Genomic DNA, 17,420 nt, shown 5'->3' with positions numbered 1-17,420 from the left:
CGCGACGGGATCAGAGCTGGTCGATGGGCGTCGAGGCCGGCGCGGCCGGCCCGCCGCCCTCGTTCAGCACGAAGCGGTCGCCGCAGCGCGTGTAGAAGCTCGCGCCGAAACGCCCCACCGGGTGGAACTCGCGCAGGTTCACGCGCCAGGCCTGCGTGTCCACCAGCCCGCTGCGCGCGGCCAGCCACTGCACCCGGCCGAAGAACACATAGCGGCTCTCGGTCTCCATGGTCTCGTGCAGCACGCACTCGAACGCCACCGGCGCCTCGGCGATGCGCGGCGGCTTCACGGTCGAGGACGGCACCGGCGTCAGCCCGGTCACCGACAGCTCGCTCGCCTCGGGCGGCAGTGATGCGCCACAGGCGTGCATCTGCGGCGCCATCGCCTCGTCGGCGATGTGCACCACGAACTCGCCCGAGGCCAGGATGTTCGCCGCCGTGTCCTTGAGGTGCCCGTCGTGCAGGCGGTTGATGCTCAGCATCACCAGCGGCGGGTCCTCGCCCACCATGTTGAACATGGAAAACGGCGCCGCATTCACCACCCCGTTGGCGCCCAGCGTGGTCACCAGCGCGATCGGCCGCGGCACGATCAGGCTGGCCATGAGCTTGTAGCGCTGGTAGGCGGTGAGACGGGAAAAGTCGATGTCGGTCATGGCAAGGCTCCTGCATCCGACATGCAAGTTCCAGACCGCGTCTCAGCCCACCACACCCCGCCGCGCCATCATGTCCGCGCTCATCACCTCCAGCGCCGCCCCCCGGATGACCGCCCGCGCCGCCGGATAGGCCACGCCGTTCTCGTCCAGCAGGTGCCGCCGGTACAGCGCGTCGTAGGCGTCGAAGCGTTGTTGATCTTCCGGTGAAAACCCCGGCCAGCCTTCGCCGGCCTCGACCAGCGCCGACAGCGCCGCCCGCACCAGCGCCCACAACACCGCCATCTCGCGGTGGTCCTGCTGGAGGCGGATCACCACGGCCAGCACGGCCGGGTCGCGCTGCGCCAGCAGCGGCGGGAACACGTGGCGTTCTTCGTCTTCGTGGTGGTGCGGGCCGGCCTGGTCGAAGTAGCGCATCACGTCGCGCGCGGCGTCGCGGGCCTGGGCGTCCGGGCCGTGCGTCTTCACGTGCTCGCGCAGCTTGCCCAGCAGGGCCAGCATGCGTTCGACGCGCTCGTGGCAGGCGTCGAGCATCTCGAACGGCGCCTCGAAGCCCACGCCCGGCGCCTGCTGGCCGGGCTGGGTGATCTGGTGCAGGTGGATGCCGGCCATGGCCGTCAGTCCAGCAGCACCGCGCGGCCCTGCGGGTCGAACGGGATGTAGGTCTGGATGCGGCCCTGGCGGATGGACTCGACCATCTTCTTCAGTGGCGCCTCGGCATCGGCGCTGGTGGGCGGCTTGCCGGCCGTGCCCGACATGGCGGCGGCGAACACCATGCCCCAGGGCTGACCGAAGCCGGCCGCTTCCTGCCTGAGCTGGTCGAACGAGGCCAGCTCGTCGGGGCTTTTGTCGACGCACATCTGCGGCACCAGCGCGCCGCCCTGGCCTTTTTCGAAGGCGGCGCGCTCGGCGGGCGAGGCGTCGTCGGGCAGCTCGATGGCCGCGAACACCATCAGCAGGCGCTGGGGTTGGGGCTGGGCGCGCGCGGCGGCCAGCAGATCGTCGAAGGTGCTGATGTCCATGAAAAGTCCGATCGGAAAAGGGGGTCAGCGGGCGCCGGTGGCGCCCAGGGTGGTCACATAGTCGCCGACTTGCGGTCGCACGCTGGATTTGCCGTGCGAGAGCGCGGTGCCGAGGCTCAGGAAGCAGACCGCCTGCTCGCTCTCGCCCAGGTCGAAGAAGCGGCGCAGGGCCAGCGACCCGATGGCCTTGCCCGCCGTGAGCGCGGAGCCGTAGCCCATCGCGGTCGCCATCAACAGCAGGTTCTGCGCCGCACAGCCGGCCGAGATCAGCCGCTCGGCCAGGCCGATCTCGGCGTCGCCCTTGGTCGCGTCGACCACCAGCAGGGCAAGGAACGGGGAGCGAAAACCCTTCTCGCGCGCCTTGGTGATCTCGTGCGGCCCGGCCTGCGGATCGCGCTCCAGCAGGGCCTGCACGAAGACCTCGGCCAGCGCCTCGCGCCGGTCGGCCGGCACCGTGATGAAGCGCCACGGCAGCAGGTTCCGGTGGTCCGGCGCCGAGGCCGCGGCCGACAGGATGCTGTGCAACTGCGCCGCATCGGGGCCGGGTTCGCCGAGGCGGAACGGCAGCACCGTGCGGCGCGCCGACATCAGTTCGGCGGCGAACTCGGCCCAGTCGGCGGGGCCGGCGGGTGCGGCGTGGTCGGGCGTGCCGGCGTCCATGGGTGTCACCCCGGCCGGCCATCGGCACGCGGCCGGCCGAACCAGTTCACCAGCCGGCCGCCCCAGACCAGCACCACGCCGGCCCAGGTCAGCGCGGCCGCGGCCAGCCAGAGGCCGCCGGCATGGGGCAGGGTGCCCGCGATGCGCAGCAGCACCGCCACCTGCAGCCCCCAGAACAGGGTCCACACGGTGGCGTCGGCCACCAGCGCGCGGCCGCTGTGGCCGCAGGCCACGCGCGTGACCATGGCCAGCAGGATCGAACCGAGGAAGCCCATGGTCAGCGCGTGCAGCGCGCCCAGGCCCAGCGTGGGCACGCCACCGGCCGCCAGCAGCCATTGCGACAGGCCCGAAAGCAGCAGCGACAGGCCGAACCAGACAAAGCCCACGTGCAGCATGGCCAGCAGGCGGATCTTCAGGCTCTGCACCAGGCCCCAGACCCAGGCCAGCCAGACCAGCACGCCGCCGACGCCCAGCTCCAGCGCGCCGCGCAGCAGGCGCCAGGCCGTGCCCTCGCCCCAGCCGGCGAGCATCAGCCACACCGACACGGCCTCGAGCACCGCCGTCGCCAGCATCAGCCACAGCACCCAGAACGGGCGCCAGGCCCCGATCATGGGCAGCGCGCCGGAAGTGAAGAAGGGAATCATGCGGTGCGCGACGCTGACATAGGTGACGACGATGAAGCCCCACAGCGCGGTGTGCACCAGGGCCAGGGCCACCGACCCGGCATCCAGCAGCAGCGCGACCCCGATGCCGGCGGCGCACAGGGCGCCCAGCGTGCCGCCGAGGGCGATCACCGTGGCGTGTACCCGGTCGGCGGCCCGGCTGGCGCGCCACAGGCGCCAGAACGCCGCGTTCTGCGCGCCCAGACCGGCCGCCGCGATAAGGGCACCGGCCACCGCCACGTCGCGGTGCACATGCGCGCCCGCCAGCCACAGCAGCCAGCCGGCCACCTGCAGGGCCAGGACGGGCGTGATGGCCCGGGCGTCCGGTGCGTCCACGCCCAGCCACTTGGGACCGGCGGTGAACAGGAAGCCGGCAAAGAACAGCGGCATGAAGCCCAGGGTCATGACCGCGGCGTGGGTCAGCGTGGGCGAGACCGCGTAGGACAGCCCGAACACGCCGCTCACCCGGTCGACCTGCACCGCCGCCCACCAGGCGGCCGAGGCGACCAGCAGCAGCACCCCAGAAAAAAAGGCCAGCCGGTGCGGCGCGCGCCACAGGCTGGCCCATTGCCAGGGCGCCACCCCGGCCGTGCTCATCCGCAGGAGCCGAGGTGCCCGCAGGAAGTGCAGTAGTCGCAGCCGTCCTTGCGGATCATGGCGTGGGCACCGCACTCGGGGCATTTCTTGCCGGCCATCACGCTGGAGGACATGCCGGTCGACATGCCGACCAGCTCGGGCGCGGCCGGGGCGTGCGGCGTCGCGACCGCGGCGGTGTCGGCCACCTGGTTGCGGCGGGCGATGATGTTCTGCAGCGCGAAGGCGATGGCGGCGACCTCGGAGTCGTGCCACATCGGCACGTGCGTGCCGTCGGCCTTCTGATACGTGCCCAGACGCACCGGGCCGCGGTCCCAGGCGACCTTGCGCATGTCGGACAGCGCACGGCCCAGGAAACCGCCGCGCGCGGCCAGCGAGAGCATGCGCATGGTGGAGGTGATCCACTGCTGCGACTCGCCGTTCTGGCCCACCGGCATGAAGAACTCGATCGCGCGTTCGACCGTGCCCTTGCCGTCGGCGGCGGTCACCGGCAGGAACGAGACCACGATGTACAGCGTCTTGTGGCCTTCCTGCGTCCAGTACTCGATCTTGTCGGCCACGGCCGACAGCGCGCCCTTGGGACGGCTCTCGATCACGGTGCGCATCGGGTCGACCGGCGTCACCACCGGAGCGACCGGCTTGGCTTCGACCACCGGCGCGCCGGTGTCGAGCACCGAGCCCAGGATGTTGTTGGGACGGTAGGTCGCCATGCCCTTGAGGCTGGCGCGCCAGGCCTTGAGGTACAGGTTCTTGAAGTCTTCGTAGGGGTAGTCGCCCGGCACGTTGACGGTCTTGGAGATCGCGGTGTCGACGAAGGGCTGCACCGCTTCCATCATCGCGATGTGCTCGCCGGCGCTCATCGCCAGCGCATTCACGAAGTAGTCGGGCAGGGCATCGACGTCGCCGCCGAGGTCGCGGTAGAGGCGCCAGGCGTGGTCTTCGACCGCGTAGTCGCGGGTCGAGCCATCGGCCTCGCGCTTCTTGCGGCGGTAGCTCCACGAGAAGGGCGGCTCGATGCCGTTGGAGGCGTTGTCGGCAAAGGCCAGGCTGACCGTGCCGGTCGGGGCGATCGAGAGCAGGTGGCTGTTGCGGATGCCGTGCTTGCGGATGGACTGGCGGATCGCCTCGGGCAGGCGGCTGGCGAAGGTGCCGGGTTCGAGATAACCGTTGGCGTCGAACTTGGGAAAGGCGCCCTTTTCCTTGGCCAGAGCGATCGAGGCGCGGTAGGCCGCGTCGCGCATGTGTTCGGCGATCTTGGCGGCGACCTCGCGGCCTTCTTCGCGGTCGTAGCGCACGCACAGCATCGCCAGCGTGTTGCCCATGCCGGTGAAGCCGACACCAATGCGGCGCTTGTCCTGCGCTTCCTTGCGCTGCTGTTCCAGCGGCCAGAAGGTCACGTCCAGCACGTTGTCCAGCGCGCGCACCTGGGTCGCGACGGCCTGCTCGAAGGCGCCGAAGTCGAACGCCGGCACGCCGCCGAAGCCAAAGGCGTTGCGCACGAAGTGGGTCAGGATGATCGGGCCGAGGTCGCAGCAACCGTAGGACGGCAGCGGCTGCTCGCCGCAAGGGTTGGTCGCGGCAATGCCTTCGCAGTAGCGCAGGTTGTTGTCGGTGTTGATCTTGTCCAGGAACAGGATGCCGGGCTCGGCGAAGTCGTAGGCCGACTTCATGATGGTGTCCCACAGCTCGCGGGCGGGCACGCTCTGGTAGACCCACAGGCCGTCGGCGCGCTGGTAGGCGCCCTTGTCCATCGCCTTGCTGCCGGGACGGGACTTGTGCACCAGTTCCCAGGGCTGGTCACCGGCCACGGCCTCCATGAAGGCGTCGCTCACACCGACCGACACGTTGAAGTTGTTCCAGCGGCCGGGCGTGCGCTTGGCGGTGATGAAGTCCAGCACGTCCGGGTGGTCGATGCGCAGCACGCCCATCTGGGCGCCGCGGCGCGCACCGGCGCTCTCGACCGTCGAGCACGACTGGTCGAACACATTGATGTAGCTGCACGGGCCCGAGGCCATCGAGTGCGTGCCCTTGACCTCGGCGCCGCGCGGGCGGATGCGCGAGAAGTCGTAGCCGACACCGCCACCGCGGCGCATGGTTTCGGCGGCTTCGCGCAGGGCCTCGTAAATGCCCGGGAAGCCTTCGTCGTCGAAGCCCTGGATGCAGTCGCCCACGGGCTGCACGAAGCAGTTGATCAGCGTGGCCTGGATGTCGGTGCCGGCGGCACTCATGATCCGGCCGGCGCCGATGGCGCCCGCATACAGGTTGTCGAGGAACTTGCGTTCCCATTCGGCGCGGATGGCTTCTTTTTCCACCGAAGCCAGGGCCTTGGCCACCCGGCGGTAGAGATCGTCGATGCCGGTTTCACCGGGCTTGAGGTATTTTTCTTCCAGCACATCGAGGCTGATGGGCTGGGGGTCCCGGAGCTGCTGTGCTCCGGGGCTGGGGTCGCGCTTCATGCGAGGGCTCCTGTCTTGAAGGCGTGGGATGGTACAGCTTCCGAGCCGGCCGGGAGAGCTCCCGACATCATCCAGAACATCAGATCATGGACCGATCGGATGTCCTTGCCAAACGGCAGGGTACCGGCGCCGCGGAAGAAAAGCCCCCGGTCTTCGTCGCCTTCCATCGCATGGGCCAGCTGCTGGTCGATGCAGAACTGGCCCATATCGGCCTTGCCATCCCGCAATCCGCAATGCGCCAAGCAGTCGAAGGCCATGTTGCAGTGGGTCTTGACGTGGGCCACCTCCTTCAGCTTGGGCTCCACCCGCAGGTACTTTTCCAGCCAGTGAGTGCGCACTCCGCGCGCCGGCAGCCCGGCCACGCTGATGAATTCGACGATGTCCTCGGGCCGGGCTTCGGCCAGCACCTTCTTGAACGTCGGGTCGGCGTCGCACTCGAGGGTGACCGCGAACGCGGTGCCCATCTGCACCGCACTGGCGCCCAATCCCTGCAGCCGGATGAGGTCTTCCCGCCGGGAAATGCCGCCGGCGGCGATCAAGGGAATCTTTCCTTCCAGTCCGGCCGATTTGAAAAATTCCAGGGTCTGCGGGATCACGGTCTCGAATTCGAAGCGCGGGTCCTGCAGGTCGGCCACCTTGGCGGCGCCCAGGTGGCCACCGGCCAGGCGGGGGTGCTCGATCACGATGGCGTCGGGCAGACGGCCTTTTTTCTCCCACTTCTTGACGATCAGCTGGATGCCGCGCGCGTCCGACAGGATGGGGATCAGCGCCGTGTCCGGGTGGTCCTTGGCGATTTCAGGCAGGTCCAGCGGCAGGCCGGCGCCGACCACCACCGCGTCGGCGCCACTCTCCAGCGCCTGCCGCACATAGATCTCGTAGGCCGACAGGGCCTTCATGATGTTCACCGCGACCGCGCCTCGGCCCTGCGAGAGCAGCCGGGCACGGCGGATCTCGCGGTCCAGCGCGACCAGGTTGGCGGTGTCGATGCGCGCGCGGGCGTCGGGCTCCTTGCCGTTTTCCAGGTGCGCGGTCTGCGCCATCAGGTCCGGGTGCAGACGGCGCAGGTCCACCGACGACACAGTGCCGACCCCACCCAGCGAGGCGACCGCGCCGGCCAGTCCGCCGGCCGAGACGCCCACGCCCATGCCGCCCTGCACCACCGGGACCAGCTCCCGGCCCTTGAGGCTCCACGACCGCATGCCGCCTTCGTGCGCCAGCCGCATCAACGCGTCGGCGCGGGCTGCCGCTTCGCCGTCCACAGGCGAAACCGCCCCCATCTCATCTCGTGCATTCATCGTGTCTGTCCCGTTGGGCGGCGCAAAAAACCGCTGGAGGAGCGTACCGACGACGACCCGCGGGCGCCTTGTTCTGGGTCAAGAATTTCTGTCGACGCCTGTGAAAACATCCAGTTGCCAGCCTGGGGCCGTGCCTGCACCGGGTTGCGACAGATCAAGCCACGGCGCCCTTGACGCGGGTCAAGCACAGGGCTTCGGGGCGGGGCTATGGTCGCGCCTTCTTTCCGCCGCTCGCCGGCCAACACTCCACGGCTTCCCTATGGATCTCGTCTGCCCCGCCGGCAGCCTGCCCGCCCTCAAGACCGCCATCGACCACGGCGCCAGCTGCGTCTACCTGGGCCTGCGCGACGCGACCAATGCGCGCAACTTCGCCGGCCTGAACTTCGACGACGCCGGCATCGCCAGCGGCATCGCCTACGCCCACCACCGCGGCCGCCAGGTCTTCATGGCCATCAACACCTATCCGCAGGCCGATCAGCCGCAGCGCTGGCAGCAGGCGCTGGACAAGGCGGTGACGCTGGGCGTGGACGCGGTGATCCTGGCCGACCCCGGACTGATGCAGTACGCGGTGCAGCGCCACCCGCGGCTGCGGCTGCACCTGTCGGTGCAAGGCTCGGCCACCAACCACGAGGCCATCAACTTCTACCACCGGCAGTTCGGCATCGCGCGCGCCGTGCTGCCGCGCGTGCTCTCGCTCGAACAGGTGCGCCTGCTGGTGCAGAAGACGCCGGTGGAGATCGAGGTCTTCGGCTTCGGCAGCCTGTGCGTGATGGTCGAGGGCCGCTGCGCGCTCTCGTCCTACGTGACCGGCGAATCGCCCAACACGCACGGCGTGTGCTCGCCCGCCAAGGCGGTGCGCTGGCAGGAGACGCCCCGGGGGCTGGAGTCGCGGCTGAACGGCGTGCTGATCGACCGCTACGCGCCGGGCGAGAGCGCCGGCTACCCGACGCTGTGCAAGGGCCGCTTCGACGTCGAGGACGACCACAGCTACTACGCGATCGAGGAGCCGACCAGCCTCAACACCCTGTCGCTGCTGCCGCAGCTGGCGCAGATGGGCGTGCGCGCCATCAAGATCGAAGGCCGCCAGCGCAGCCCGGCCTATGTGGCGCAGGTCACCCAGGTCTGGCGCGAGGCCATCGACCAGTGCGCGGCCCAGCCCCAGCACTACACGCCCAAGGGCCAGTGGATGGCCGCACTCGACCAGGTGGCCGAAGGCCAGCAACACACCCTCGGCGCCTACCACCGCCCTTGGAAATGACCATGCAACTCTCTCTGGGCCCTTTGCAGTATTACTGGCCGCGCGGCACGGTGTTCGACTTCTACGAGGCCATGGCCGCGACGGCGGTGGACACCGTCTACCTCGGCGAGGTCACCTGCTCGCGCCGGCACGAGCTGCGCCTGTCGGACTGGCTGGACGTGGCGCAGCTGCTGAAAGAGGCGGGCAAGACGGTGGTGCTGTCGACCATGGTGCTGCTCGAATCGGGCTCGGACGTGGGCGCGATGCAGAAGATCGCCGCGAACGAGGACTTCCTTGTGGAGGCCAACGACATGGGCGCGGTCGGCGCGCTGGCCGGGCAGCGGCCCTTCGTCGCCGGGCCGCACCTGAACCTCTACAACGCCCCCTCGCTGCGCTGGTTGGCGGAGCAGGGCGCCATGCGCTGGGTCGCGCCACTGGAGATGAAGCGCGACGACCTCGCCCTGCTGCAGCGCGAGCGCCCGGCCGGCCTGCAGACCGAGGTGTTCGTGCACGGCCGGCTGCCGCTGGCGTTTTCGGCCCGCTGCTTCACCGCGCGCCACCGCAACCTGCCCAAGGACGACTGCCAGTTCAGCTGCCTTGACCACCCCGACGGCCTGATGCTGCAGACCCGCGAGCAGGCCGACTTCCTGGTGCTCAACGGCATCCAGACCCAGTCGGCCCGGGTGCACAGCCTGATCGACGCCTGGGACGACCTGGTCGCGCTCGGCGTGGACGTGGCCCGCATCAGTCCGCAGGCGCGGCACACGGCCGAGACCGTGGCGCTGTACGACGCGCTGCGCCGCGGCGCACTCGCACCGGACGCAGCGCGCCAGGCCCTGCTGCCGCTGCTGCCCGCGTCGGGCGACGGCCAGCCCGACTGCAACGGCTACTGGCACGGCCGGCCGGGGCTGGAGCGGGTCGAAACCTCCCACGCGGTTCCCGCCTGACGCCATGGTGCACGGCGAACGTTTCAACAGCATCAGCCACCTGGTCGGGGGGCTTCTGTCCGTGGCCGGCGCCGCGGTGCTCATCACCCACGCCTCGCTGCAGGGCGATGCGTGGCGCATCGTGGCCTTCAGTGTCTACGGCGCCATGCTCATCGCGCTGTACCTGGCCTCGACGCTCTACCACTCGCTGATCGGCCGCGCCAAGGCGGTGTTCCAGAAACTGGACCACTGCAGCATCTACCTGCTGATCGCCGGCAGCTACACGCCGTTTGCGCTGGTGTCGCTGCGCGGCCCCTGGGGCTGGACGCTGCTGGGCGTGGTCTGGTCGCTGGCCGTGCTGGGCATCGCGCAGGAAATCTGGCTGGCCCGCGGCGCGCGGCGCCTGTCGCTGGCGCTGTATGTGCTCATGGGCTGGCTGGCGCTGGCGGCGGTGGTGCCGCTGTGGCAGGCGCTGGGGCCAGGCGGATTCGCCTGGCTGGCCGCCGGCGGCGCGCTCTACACCGGCGGCGTCGCCTTCTACGTGGCCGACGGGCGGCTGCGCCACAGCCACGGCATCTGGCACCTGTTCGTGCTCGGTGGCAGTGCCTGCCACTTCTTCACCTTCCTGCTCTACGTGGCCTGAGGCCATGCCGCCCTCCATGACTGCTGCCCCCTCCGAACGCCGCTTCACCGTGCCGCCCCCGCTGGCCCGCCTGCTCACCCAGCTGCCGCCCTACCCCGGCTCGCTGCTGCTGGTCACCGGTTTGAACCTGGTGCTGGCGCGCCAGCTGCCGGCCGACGTGGGCGCGCACCTGGACGGCCGGCGCTTCCGCATCCAGGTGCGTGACGCGGGCCTGCGCTTCGACTTCCGCTGGCAGGACGGCCAGTTCCGCGCCTGCGCGCCGCAACAGGCCGCCGACCTGACACTGAGCGCAAATGCTCACGACTTCCTGCGCCTGGCCCAGCGGCTGGACGACCCCGACACGCTGTTCTTCAACCGCCGCCTGTCGATGGAGGGCGACACCGAACTGGGCCTGTTGGTCAAGAACGCGCTCGACGCGCTGGAGCTGCCGGTGTTCGATCGCGCGCAGTGGGCGCCGTCGGCCGTGTTCGCGCGCCTGCAGCGGCTGCGCCCCTTCGGTGCCTCCCATGGACCGCGCTGAGCGCCCGGCACTGCCCGTCGTCTACGCCTGCTCGGGCTGCTCCAGCGCCGCGCAGCTGGCCAACCACGTCGCGGTGCGGCTGGACCGCACGGGCGTCGCGGAGATGTCCTGCATCGCGGGCGTGGGCGGCGACGTGCCGCACCTGCTCAAGACCGCGCGCTCGGGCCGGCCCATCGTGGTGCTGGACGGCTGTCCGCTCGAATGCGCGCGCCACTGCCTGCAGCGCCACGGCATCGCCCCCACCCGGCACCACCAGCTGCAGCTCTACGGCGTGCGCAAGCGCCTGCACGAAGACTTCGACCCCGACCAGGCGGAGGCGGTGCTGTTCCGCGTGCGCAGCGACCTGCACACCCTCACCGCCCCACCCGCCACCGCGCATGAACCCGACCCCGCCTGAGCGCCGCCGCCTGCTGGTGGCGATCACCGGCGCCAGCGGCGCCGTCTACGGCCTGCGCCTGCTGCAGACCCTGCAGCCGATGGCGGGCATCGAGCTCCACGCGGTCGTCTCCGACGCCGGCTGGCAGACCCTGCGCCACGAGTGCGCCGCCGGCCCGTCGACCCTGCGGCCGCTGGTGCACACGCTGCACGACGCGGCCGACATCGGCGCCGGCCCGGCCAGCGGGTCGTTCCGCTGCGGCGGCATGGTGGTCGCGCCGTGTTCCATGCGCACGCTCGCGGCCATCGCACACGGCCTGTCGGACAACCTGGTCACGCGCGCCGCCGACGTGGCGCTCAAGGAACGCCGCCGCCTGGTGCTGATGGCGCGCGAGACGCCGCTGCACCTGGGCCACCTGCGCAACATGACCGCTGTCACCGAGATGGGCGCCATCGTCTGTCCGCCGGTGCCCGCCTTCTACCTGCGGCCGCAGTCCATCGACGACATCGTCGACGCCAGCGTGGCGCGCGTGCTCGACCTGCTCGATGTGCCGCACACGCTGGGCGAGCGCTGGGCGGGGCTGGAGACCGCGCCCGCATGACCCACAGGGACCTGCGCGACTTCGTGGCGCAACTCGAAGCCGCCGGCGAACTCCAGCGCGTGCGCGAACCGGTCTCGCCGCAGCTGGAAATGACCGCGCTGTGCGACCGCGTGCTGCGCGCCGGCGGCCCGGCGCTGCTGTTTGAAAACCCCACCGGCCACACCATGCCGGTGCTGGCCAACCTGTTCGGCACCACCGCGCGCGTGGCGCGCGCCATGGGCGTGGCCGACGTGGGCGAGCTGCGCCGCTTCGGCGAGGTGCTGGCGCGGCTGAAGGAGCCCGAGGCGCCGCGCGGCCTGCGCGAGATGGCGGGCCTGGGCGACCTGGTGAAGTCGCTCTGGCACATGAGCCCGCGCGAGGTGCGCCACGCGCCCTGCCAGGCGCTGGTGATCGAGGGCGAAGACGTGGACCTGTCGCAGCTGCCGATCCAGCACTGCTGGCCCGGCGACGTGGCGCCGCTGATCACCTGGGGCCTGGTCATCACCCAGGGTCCGCACAAGCCGCGGCAGAACCTGGGCATCTACCGCCAGCAGGTGCTCTCGCGCAACCAGCTGATCCTGCGCTGGCTCGCGCACCGCGGCGGCGCGCAGGACTTCCGCGAACACGGCCGCCTGCACCCCGGCCAACCCTACCCGGTGGCGGTGGCCATCGGCGCCGACCCGGCCACCATCCTGGGCGCCGTCACGCCGGTGCCCGACAGCCTGAGCGAGTACCAGTTCGCCGGCCTGCTGCGCGGCGCGCGCACCGAGGTGGCGCCCGCCATCGGCGTGCCGCTGCGCGTGCCGGCCACGGCCGAGATCGTGCTCGAAGGCCACATCCACCCCGACCCGGCCCACCCCAGCGGGTACCAGCACGCGCTCGAAGGGCCGTACGGTGACCACACCGGCTACTACAACGAACGCGCGGAGTTTCCGGTCTTCACCGTCGAGCGCATCACGCGCCGCCGCGATGCGATCTACCACTCCACCTACACCGGCAAGCCGCCCGACGAACCGGCCGTGCTGGGCGTGGCGATGAACGAACTCTTCATCCCGCTGCTGCAACGCCAGTTCCCCGAGATCGTCGACTTCCACCTGCCGCCCGAGGCCTGCAGTTACCGCATGGCGGTGGTCAGCATCCGCAAGGCCTACGCCGGCCACGCGCGGCGCGTGATGATGGGCGTCTGGAGCCACCTGCGCCAGTTCATGTACACCAAGTTCATCGTCGTGGTCGATGAAGACATCGATGTGCGCGACTGGAAGGATGTGGTGTGGGCCATGAGCACGCGCATGGACCCGGCGCGCGACACGTTCACCATCGAACACACGCCGATCGACTACCTCGACTTCGCCTCGCCCGTCAGCGGCCTGGGCAGCAAGATGGGGCTGGACGCGACCAACAAATGGCCCGGCGAGACGCAGCGCGAATGGGGCCGCACCATGGCCATGGACCCGGCCGTGCGCGCGCGCATGGACACGCTGGCGACACGGCTCGGGTTGTGAGCCGCCCAGAATCGTCCGCATGGACTTCGAACACAGCCCCCGCGCGCAGGCGCTGTTGCGCCAGCTGGACCAGTTTCTGCAGACCTATGTGCTGCCCCACAACGCGGCCTGGCACCAGGCGGTGCAGGACGGCCACTACCCCCCGCCCTTCCTGGATGACCTGAAAACCCTGGCGCGCGAAGAAGGCCTGTGGAACCTGTTCCTGCCCGGGCTGCGCGAGGACGAGCCGGGCACCCGCCTGGCCAACCTCGACTACGCGCCGCTGGCCGAAGCGATGGGCAAGCTCAGCTGGGCGGCCGAGGTCTTCAACTGCAGCGCGCCCGACACCGGCAACATGGAACTGCTGCACCGCTTCGCCACGCCGGCGCAACGCGCGCAGTGGCTGCTGCCGCTGCTGCACGGCACGATCCGATCCGCGTTTGCGATGTCCGAGCCCGACGTGGCCTCGTCCGACCCGACCAACCTGCAGACGACCGTTCGGCGCGAGGGCAATGAGCTCGTGCTCAACGGCCGCAAGTGGTTCATCACCGGCGTCGCGCACCCGGCCTGCCGCGTGCTGATCGTGATGGCGCGCAACGCCGACGGGGAGGACGAGGACCCGCACCACCAGCACAGCATGGTGCTGCTGCCGATGGGCACGCCGGGGCTGGAGGTGGTGCGCAACATCCCGGTGGTGCACCACCACGCGCCCGAGGGGCATTGCGAGATCCTGCTGCGCGGCGCGCGCGTGCCGGCCGACCACCTGCTGGGCGAATGGGGCCACGGCTTCGCGATGGCGCAGGCCCGGCTCGGCCCGGGCCGGGTGCACCACTGCATGCGCACCATCGGTCAGTGCGAGCTGGCGCTGGCGCTGGCCACCGAGCGCGCGCTGGAACGGCGCAGCTTTGGCCACCACCTGGCCGACTACGCCAACGTGCAGGAATGGATCGCGCTCTCGCGCATCGAGATCGACCAGGCGCGTCTGCTGGTGCTGCGCTGCGCCTGGCTGCTGGACCACCCGGAGCAGGTCGAGCCGGCCGCCGTGCGCGCCCAGGTCGCCGCCATCAAGGTGGTGGCCGCGAACCTGCAGACCCGCGTGGTGGACCGGGCGATGCAGGTCTTCGGCGCCATGGGCCTGTCGCCCGACACACCGCTGGCGCAGTTCTGGACCTGGGGCCGCGCGCTGCACCTGCTCGACGGGCCCGACGAGGTGCACCTGCGCAGCGTGGCGCGGCACGAATTCGCGCTGGCGCGCGAGCGTCTGGGCTCGCTGTCCGCTTACTTCACCACGCCGGAGCAGATGCGCACGCCGCCGAGGCTGTAGTGCCCCCACGCTCCGCCGCCGCATGGGTCGCGCCCATCCGTCAAGGGCACCGCCGGGCCGGCTTTGCCGGACGGCCAGTGCCGCCCCCTTGAGGGGGTCGCGCGAAGCGCGGCGGGGGTGTTTCCACTTCAGCGGTCGAGCGCTCCCGGCAGCGACAGGTCGCCCGAGGCCACCTTGAACACCTGCGCCACGCACAGCAGCGGCGCGTGCAGGCTGGCGTTCACCCGCAGGGCCGCGGTCACGCCGTCGAACTTCAGGGCCTGCAGCGCCGACACGTTGTCGAACGGCACGCGCACGTTCACGCTGTCGCGCGTGAACGCCGGGCTCCAGCCGGGGCTGTCGATCAGCAGCGGCAGGCCGGGCCAGGTCTTGGGCAGGCGTGGCTGGCTACCTTCGGGGATGTCGACCACCTTCAGCGCGCCTTTGCCGCAGGCTTCGTCGGGCTGCAGCACCACCCAGTGCGCGTGCCACACGCCGCCGTCGTTCTTCAGGTTGCCGTCGCCGTTTTCGTCGAACAGCGGCGTGTCGTCGAAGTCGGGGTGGGCAGTGACGGCAAAGGCCAGGATGCCGGCCTTGGGCTCGAAGCCGACCTCGGCCGGGTCCAGGCTGGTCGGCCACACATAGGAGAACACCCGGCTGCCGGCGAGCTTGCCGGACTTCGTCGGCCGGGTGTGCCCGGCCTTGCCCGAGACCTGCATGTGGAACACCAGGGCCTTGTCTTCGGTGGTGATGCGGGTGTGCACCACGTCGAAGGGCGCGTGGACCGCCTGGGCCCGCGCGGTCGCGATGCCACCGGTGTGCGCCTGGTGATCGTGGGCCAGGGCGGGGCCGACGGCAGCGAGGGCGGCCGTCAACAGGGCGGCCTGAAGGGAGGTGGGCAAGCAGAAGGAACGCATCAAAGACTCCTGGGTTGGGAAGGGATCGGACCGCCGGGCGGCGATCCGTGGCATCCAGTGTCGGGTTGCGGTCTGTTCAGATGGGTTCATTTCGTACAGAATTCATACCCTTTCGTCCACCCCCTGGCATGACCGTTCCGCACCCGCCCATTGATCGCCTGTCCGGCCTGCTGGAGCGCTTTCGCGTGCGCGCCCAGCTGTCGTTCACCGGCACGCTCTGTGGCCTGCAGAGCTTCACCCCCCCGCCGGGCACGGGCTACCTGCACGTGCTGCGCCGGGGCACGCTCGACGTCACCCACCCGCCCCGGCAGGGGGTGCCGCTGCGCCTGCACATCAGCGCGCCCTCGCTGCTGTTCTATCCGCGCGCGATCACCCACCACTTCCACAACCCGCCGGTCGAAGGCGCCGACTTCACCTGCGCGCAGCTGCAGTTCGACGGTGGCCAGGCGCATCCGCTGGTGCGCACCCTGCCCGGCGCCCTCGTCCTGCCGCTGGACGAGGTCGACGGCCTGGCGGCTTCGCTGGACCTGCTGTTCGCCGAAACCGACCGGGTGCGCTGCGGGCACCGCCTGCTGGCCGACCGGCTGTTCGAGGTGGTCCTGATCCAGACACTGCGCTGGCTGCTCGACCACCCGCGCGAGGCCGGCGTGCCGCCCGGACTCGTCACCGGGCTGTCGGCCCCCCGGCTGGCGCGCGCCCTGGTGGCCCTGCACGACGCGCCCGGCACGCCCTGGAGCGTGGAGCAACTGGCCACGGTGGCCGGCATGTCACGCACCAGCTTCACCAACCTGTTTCGGGATCTGGTCGGCCAGACGCCGGCGGACTACCTCGCCGACTGGCGCATCGGCCTGGCCCAGGCGGGGCTGTTGCAGGGCGCCTCCATCAAGCAGCTGGCCAGCGACCTCGGCTACGCCAACCCCTCGGCCCTGAGCCGCGCGTTTGCCGCCAAGTCCGGGCGCTCACCGCGCGACTGGCTCAAGGACTCGACGCCACCGGGGCGCTGAGGCCCATCGCCTGCGCCGCGATGTCGAGCGAGCGCAGGCGCAGCGCGGGGTCGAAGACGTCGCTGACCAGCATGAACTCGTCGGCCTGCGTCGCGTCGGCCAGCCGCTGCAGGCCAGCACGCACGGTGTCCGTGCCGCCCACCACGGCGCAGGCCAGGAAGTCGGCGATGGCCGCTCGGGCCTGCACGTCCAGCTGGTCCATGAAGCCGCGCACCGGCGCCGGCAGCTGGCCGCGCTTGCCGGTCAGGATGCCCAGCACGCGCTGGTAGGTGCTGCTGGCGAGGAACTCGGCCTCGTCGTCGGTCGGGGCGGCGATCAGCGGCACGCCCACGATGGCGTAGGGTTTGTCCAGCACCTTCGAGGGCTTGAAGTTCTGCCGGTACAGGTGCAGCGCCTGCAACAGGTAACGCGGCGCGAAGTGCGAGGCGAAGGCGTACGGCAGGCCACGCTCGGCCGCCAGCTGGGCCGAGAACAGGCTGGACCCCAGCAGCCAGACCGGCACCCTGGTCCCCGCGCCGGGCATGGCAATCAGCTTCTGGCCGGGCTGCGCGTCGTCCAGCAGGCGCTGCAGCTCGGCCACGTCGCGCGGGAAGTCCTCCTCGCTCTCGATGCGGTCGCGGCGCAGCGCGCGCATGGTCAGCGGGTCGGTGCCCGGTGCGCGGCCCAGGCCCAGGTCGATGCGCCCCGGGTACAGCTCGGCCAGCGTGCCGAAGGCCTCGGCCACCACCAGCGGCGCGTGGTTGGGCAGCATGACGCCGCCCGAGCCGACGCGGATGGTCTGCGTGCCGCCCGCAACGTGGCCGACCAGCACGGCGGTCGCGGAACTCGCGATGCCGCTCATGTTGTGGTGCTCGGCCAGCCAGTAGCGGGTGAAGCCCAGCGACTCGGCATGGCGCGCCGTGCGCAGCGCGATGGCCAGCGCGTCGGCCACCGTGCCGCCTTCGCGCACGGCGACCAGGTCGAGCAGGGACAGGCGGATGTTCTTCAGTGCGTTCATGCGCACAATTGTGTGCCTTTGCCCGGCGTGCTGCAGGACTGGGGCCGGATGGTCCCGGGGAACGCCGCCTGTTGGCCCGGCGACGGCAGGCTCCCCGT

General features: G+C 70.7%; 18 protein-coding genes. 9 read left to right on the top strand and 9 right to left on the bottom strand.

The genetic code is table 11. The features are described 5' to 3' along the window. Window positions 1-10 precede the first annotated feature (10 nt). From ACS5NL_RS01850 to ACS5NL_RS01820, 7 genes are read right to left on the bottom strand one after another with little or no spacing between them, the layout of a single operon-like run. Window positions 11-652 (bottom strand): flavin reductase family protein, encoded by a 642-nt coding sequence (locus ACS5NL_RS01850; protein WP_439351864.1) that lies wholly within the window; start codon window positions 650-652, stop codon window positions 11-13. A 42-nt stretch (window positions 653-694) separates the two neighbouring features. Beyond that, the gene (locus ACS5NL_RS01845; RefSeq protein ID WP_439351863.1) at window positions 695-1,261 is read right to left on the bottom strand and encodes a hemerythrin domain-containing protein; all 567 of its coding nucleotides are present in this window, start codon (window positions 1,259-1,261) and stop codon (window positions 695-697) included. Between the two features lie 5 nt (window positions 1,262-1,266). Next, on the bottom strand, window positions 1,267-1,671 hold the full coding sequence (locus tag ACS5NL_RS01840) for a ribonucleotide reductase subunit alpha (protein WP_439351862.1): 405 nt from the start codon (window positions 1,669-1,671) through the stop codon (window positions 1,267-1,269). 24 nt (window positions 1,672-1,695) lie between these two features. Beyond that, window positions 1,696-2,331 carry a nitroreductase family protein gene (locus tag ACS5NL_RS01835; RefSeq protein ID WP_439351861.1) on the bottom strand — a complete coding sequence of 212 codons (636 nt, stop codon included), beginning with the start codon at window positions 2,329-2,331 and terminating at the stop codon, window positions 1,696-1,698. A gap of 5 nt (window positions 2,332-2,336) precedes the next feature. Then, entirely contained in the window at window positions 2,337-3,590 is a 1,254-nt protein-coding gene (locus tag ACS5NL_RS01830) for an NnrS family protein (protein WP_439351860.1), read from the bottom strand. Continuing rightward, window positions 3,587-6,043: an adenosylcobalamin-dependent ribonucleoside-diphosphate reductase gene (locus tag ACS5NL_RS01825; RefSeq protein WP_439351859.1), complete on the bottom strand. Its 2,457-nt coding sequence runs from the start codon at window positions 6,041-6,043 to the stop codon at window positions 3,587-3,589. Before ACS5NL_RS01825 ends, ACS5NL_RS01830 begins: the two co-directional genes overlap by 4 nt. Continuing rightward, window positions 6,040-7,266: an NAD(P)H-dependent flavin oxidoreductase gene (locus ACS5NL_RS01820; RefSeq protein ID WP_439352036.1), complete on the bottom strand. Its 1,227-nt coding sequence runs from the start codon at window positions 7,264-7,266 to the stop codon at window positions 6,040-6,042. The genes ACS5NL_RS01825 and ACS5NL_RS01820 overlap by 4 nt, the downstream gene beginning before the upstream one ends. A 331-nt stretch (window positions 7,267-7,597) precedes the next feature. Here ACS5NL_RS01820 and ubiU point away from each other — a divergent pair, with 331 nt between their 5' ends. Genes ubiU through ACS5NL_RS01780 form a run of 8 tightly spaced genes read left to right on the top strand, consistent with a single transcriptional unit; the run spans window position 7,598 to window position 14,425 of the window. After that, window positions 7,598-8,596, top strand: a complete 999-nt coding sequence (gene ubiU / locus ACS5NL_RS01815; protein WP_439351858.1) for a ubiquinone anaerobic biosynthesis protein UbiU — start codon at window positions 7,598-7,600, stop codon at window positions 8,594-8,596. Between the two features lie 2 nt (window positions 8,597-8,598). Further along, window positions 8,599-9,522, top strand: a complete 924-nt coding sequence (locus ACS5NL_RS01810; RefSeq protein ID WP_439351857.1) for a U32 family peptidase — start codon at window positions 8,599-8,601, stop codon at window positions 9,520-9,522. A 4-nt stretch (window positions 9,523-9,526) separates the two neighbouring features. Continuing rightward, window positions 9,527-10,144: a PAQR family membrane homeostasis protein TrhA gene (gene trhA, locus ACS5NL_RS01805; RefSeq protein WP_439351856.1), complete on the top strand. Its 618-nt coding sequence runs from the start codon at window positions 9,527-9,529 to the stop codon at window positions 10,142-10,144. Window positions 10,145-10,160: 16 nt separating this feature from the next. Beyond that, window positions 10,161-10,664 carry a ubiquinone anaerobic biosynthesis accessory factor UbiT gene (gene ubiT, locus ACS5NL_RS01800; protein WP_439351855.1) on the top strand — a complete coding sequence of 168 codons (504 nt, stop codon included), beginning with the start codon at window positions 10,161-10,163 and terminating at the stop codon, window positions 10,662-10,664. Beyond that, window positions 10,651-11,061, top strand: a complete 411-nt coding sequence (locus ACS5NL_RS01795) for a putative zinc-binding protein (protein WP_439351854.1) — start codon at window positions 10,651-10,653, stop codon at window positions 11,059-11,061. Before ubiT ends, ACS5NL_RS01795 begins: the two co-directional genes overlap by 14 nt. Next, a complete protein-coding gene (locus ACS5NL_RS01790; RefSeq protein WP_439351853.1) occupies window positions 11,042-11,641 on the top strand; it encodes a UbiX family flavin prenyltransferase in 600 nt (199 codons plus the stop codon). The genes ACS5NL_RS01795 and ACS5NL_RS01790 overlap by 20 nt, the downstream gene beginning before the upstream one ends. Next, window positions 11,638-13,122 (top strand): 4-hydroxy-3-polyprenylbenzoate decarboxylase, encoded by a 1,485-nt coding sequence (gene ubiD, locus ACS5NL_RS01785; protein WP_439351852.1) that lies wholly within the window; start codon window positions 11,638-11,640, stop codon window positions 13,120-13,122. The genes ACS5NL_RS01790 and ubiD overlap by 4 nt, the downstream gene beginning before the upstream one ends. 19 nt (window positions 13,123-13,141) lie before the next feature. Then, on the top strand, window positions 13,142-14,425 hold the full coding sequence (locus tag ACS5NL_RS01780; RefSeq protein ID WP_439351851.1) for an acyl-CoA dehydrogenase family protein: 1,284 nt from the start codon (window positions 13,142-13,144) through the stop codon (window positions 14,423-14,425). Between the two features lie 128 nt (window positions 14,426-14,553). On the opposite strand, the gene ACS5NL_RS01775 is transcribed toward ACS5NL_RS01780, so the two are convergent. Further along, window positions 14,554-15,321 carry a hypothetical protein gene (locus ACS5NL_RS01775; protein ID WP_439351850.1) on the bottom strand — a complete coding sequence of 256 codons (768 nt, stop codon included), beginning with the start codon at window positions 15,319-15,321 and terminating at the stop codon, window positions 14,554-14,556. 128 nt (window positions 15,322-15,449) lie between these two features. Here ACS5NL_RS01775 and ACS5NL_RS01770 point away from each other — a divergent pair, with 128 nt between their 5' ends. Next, window positions 15,450-16,325 carry an AraC family transcriptional regulator gene (locus tag ACS5NL_RS01770; protein ID WP_439351849.1) on the top strand — a complete coding sequence of 292 codons (876 nt, stop codon included), beginning with the start codon at window positions 15,450-15,452 and terminating at the stop codon, window positions 16,323-16,325. Here the strand turns inward: ACS5NL_RS01770 and ACS5NL_RS01765 are convergent. After that, a complete protein-coding gene (locus ACS5NL_RS01765; protein WP_439351848.1) occupies window positions 16,297-17,322 on the bottom strand; it encodes an LLM class flavin-dependent oxidoreductase in 1,026 nt (341 codons plus the stop codon). The two genes, ACS5NL_RS01770 and ACS5NL_RS01765, sit on opposite strands and share 29 nt — an antisense overlap. Window positions 17,323-17,420: the final 98 nt, after the last annotated feature.

Source organism: Hydrogenophaga sedimenti, assembly GCF_051857515.1.
Lineage (GTDB): Bacteria > Pseudomonadota > Gammaproteobacteria > Burkholderiales > Burkholderiaceae_C > Hydrogenophaga.
The sequence above is the reverse complement of the archived record's forward strand: the minus strand, read 5'-3'. Positions and strand labels throughout refer to the sequence as shown.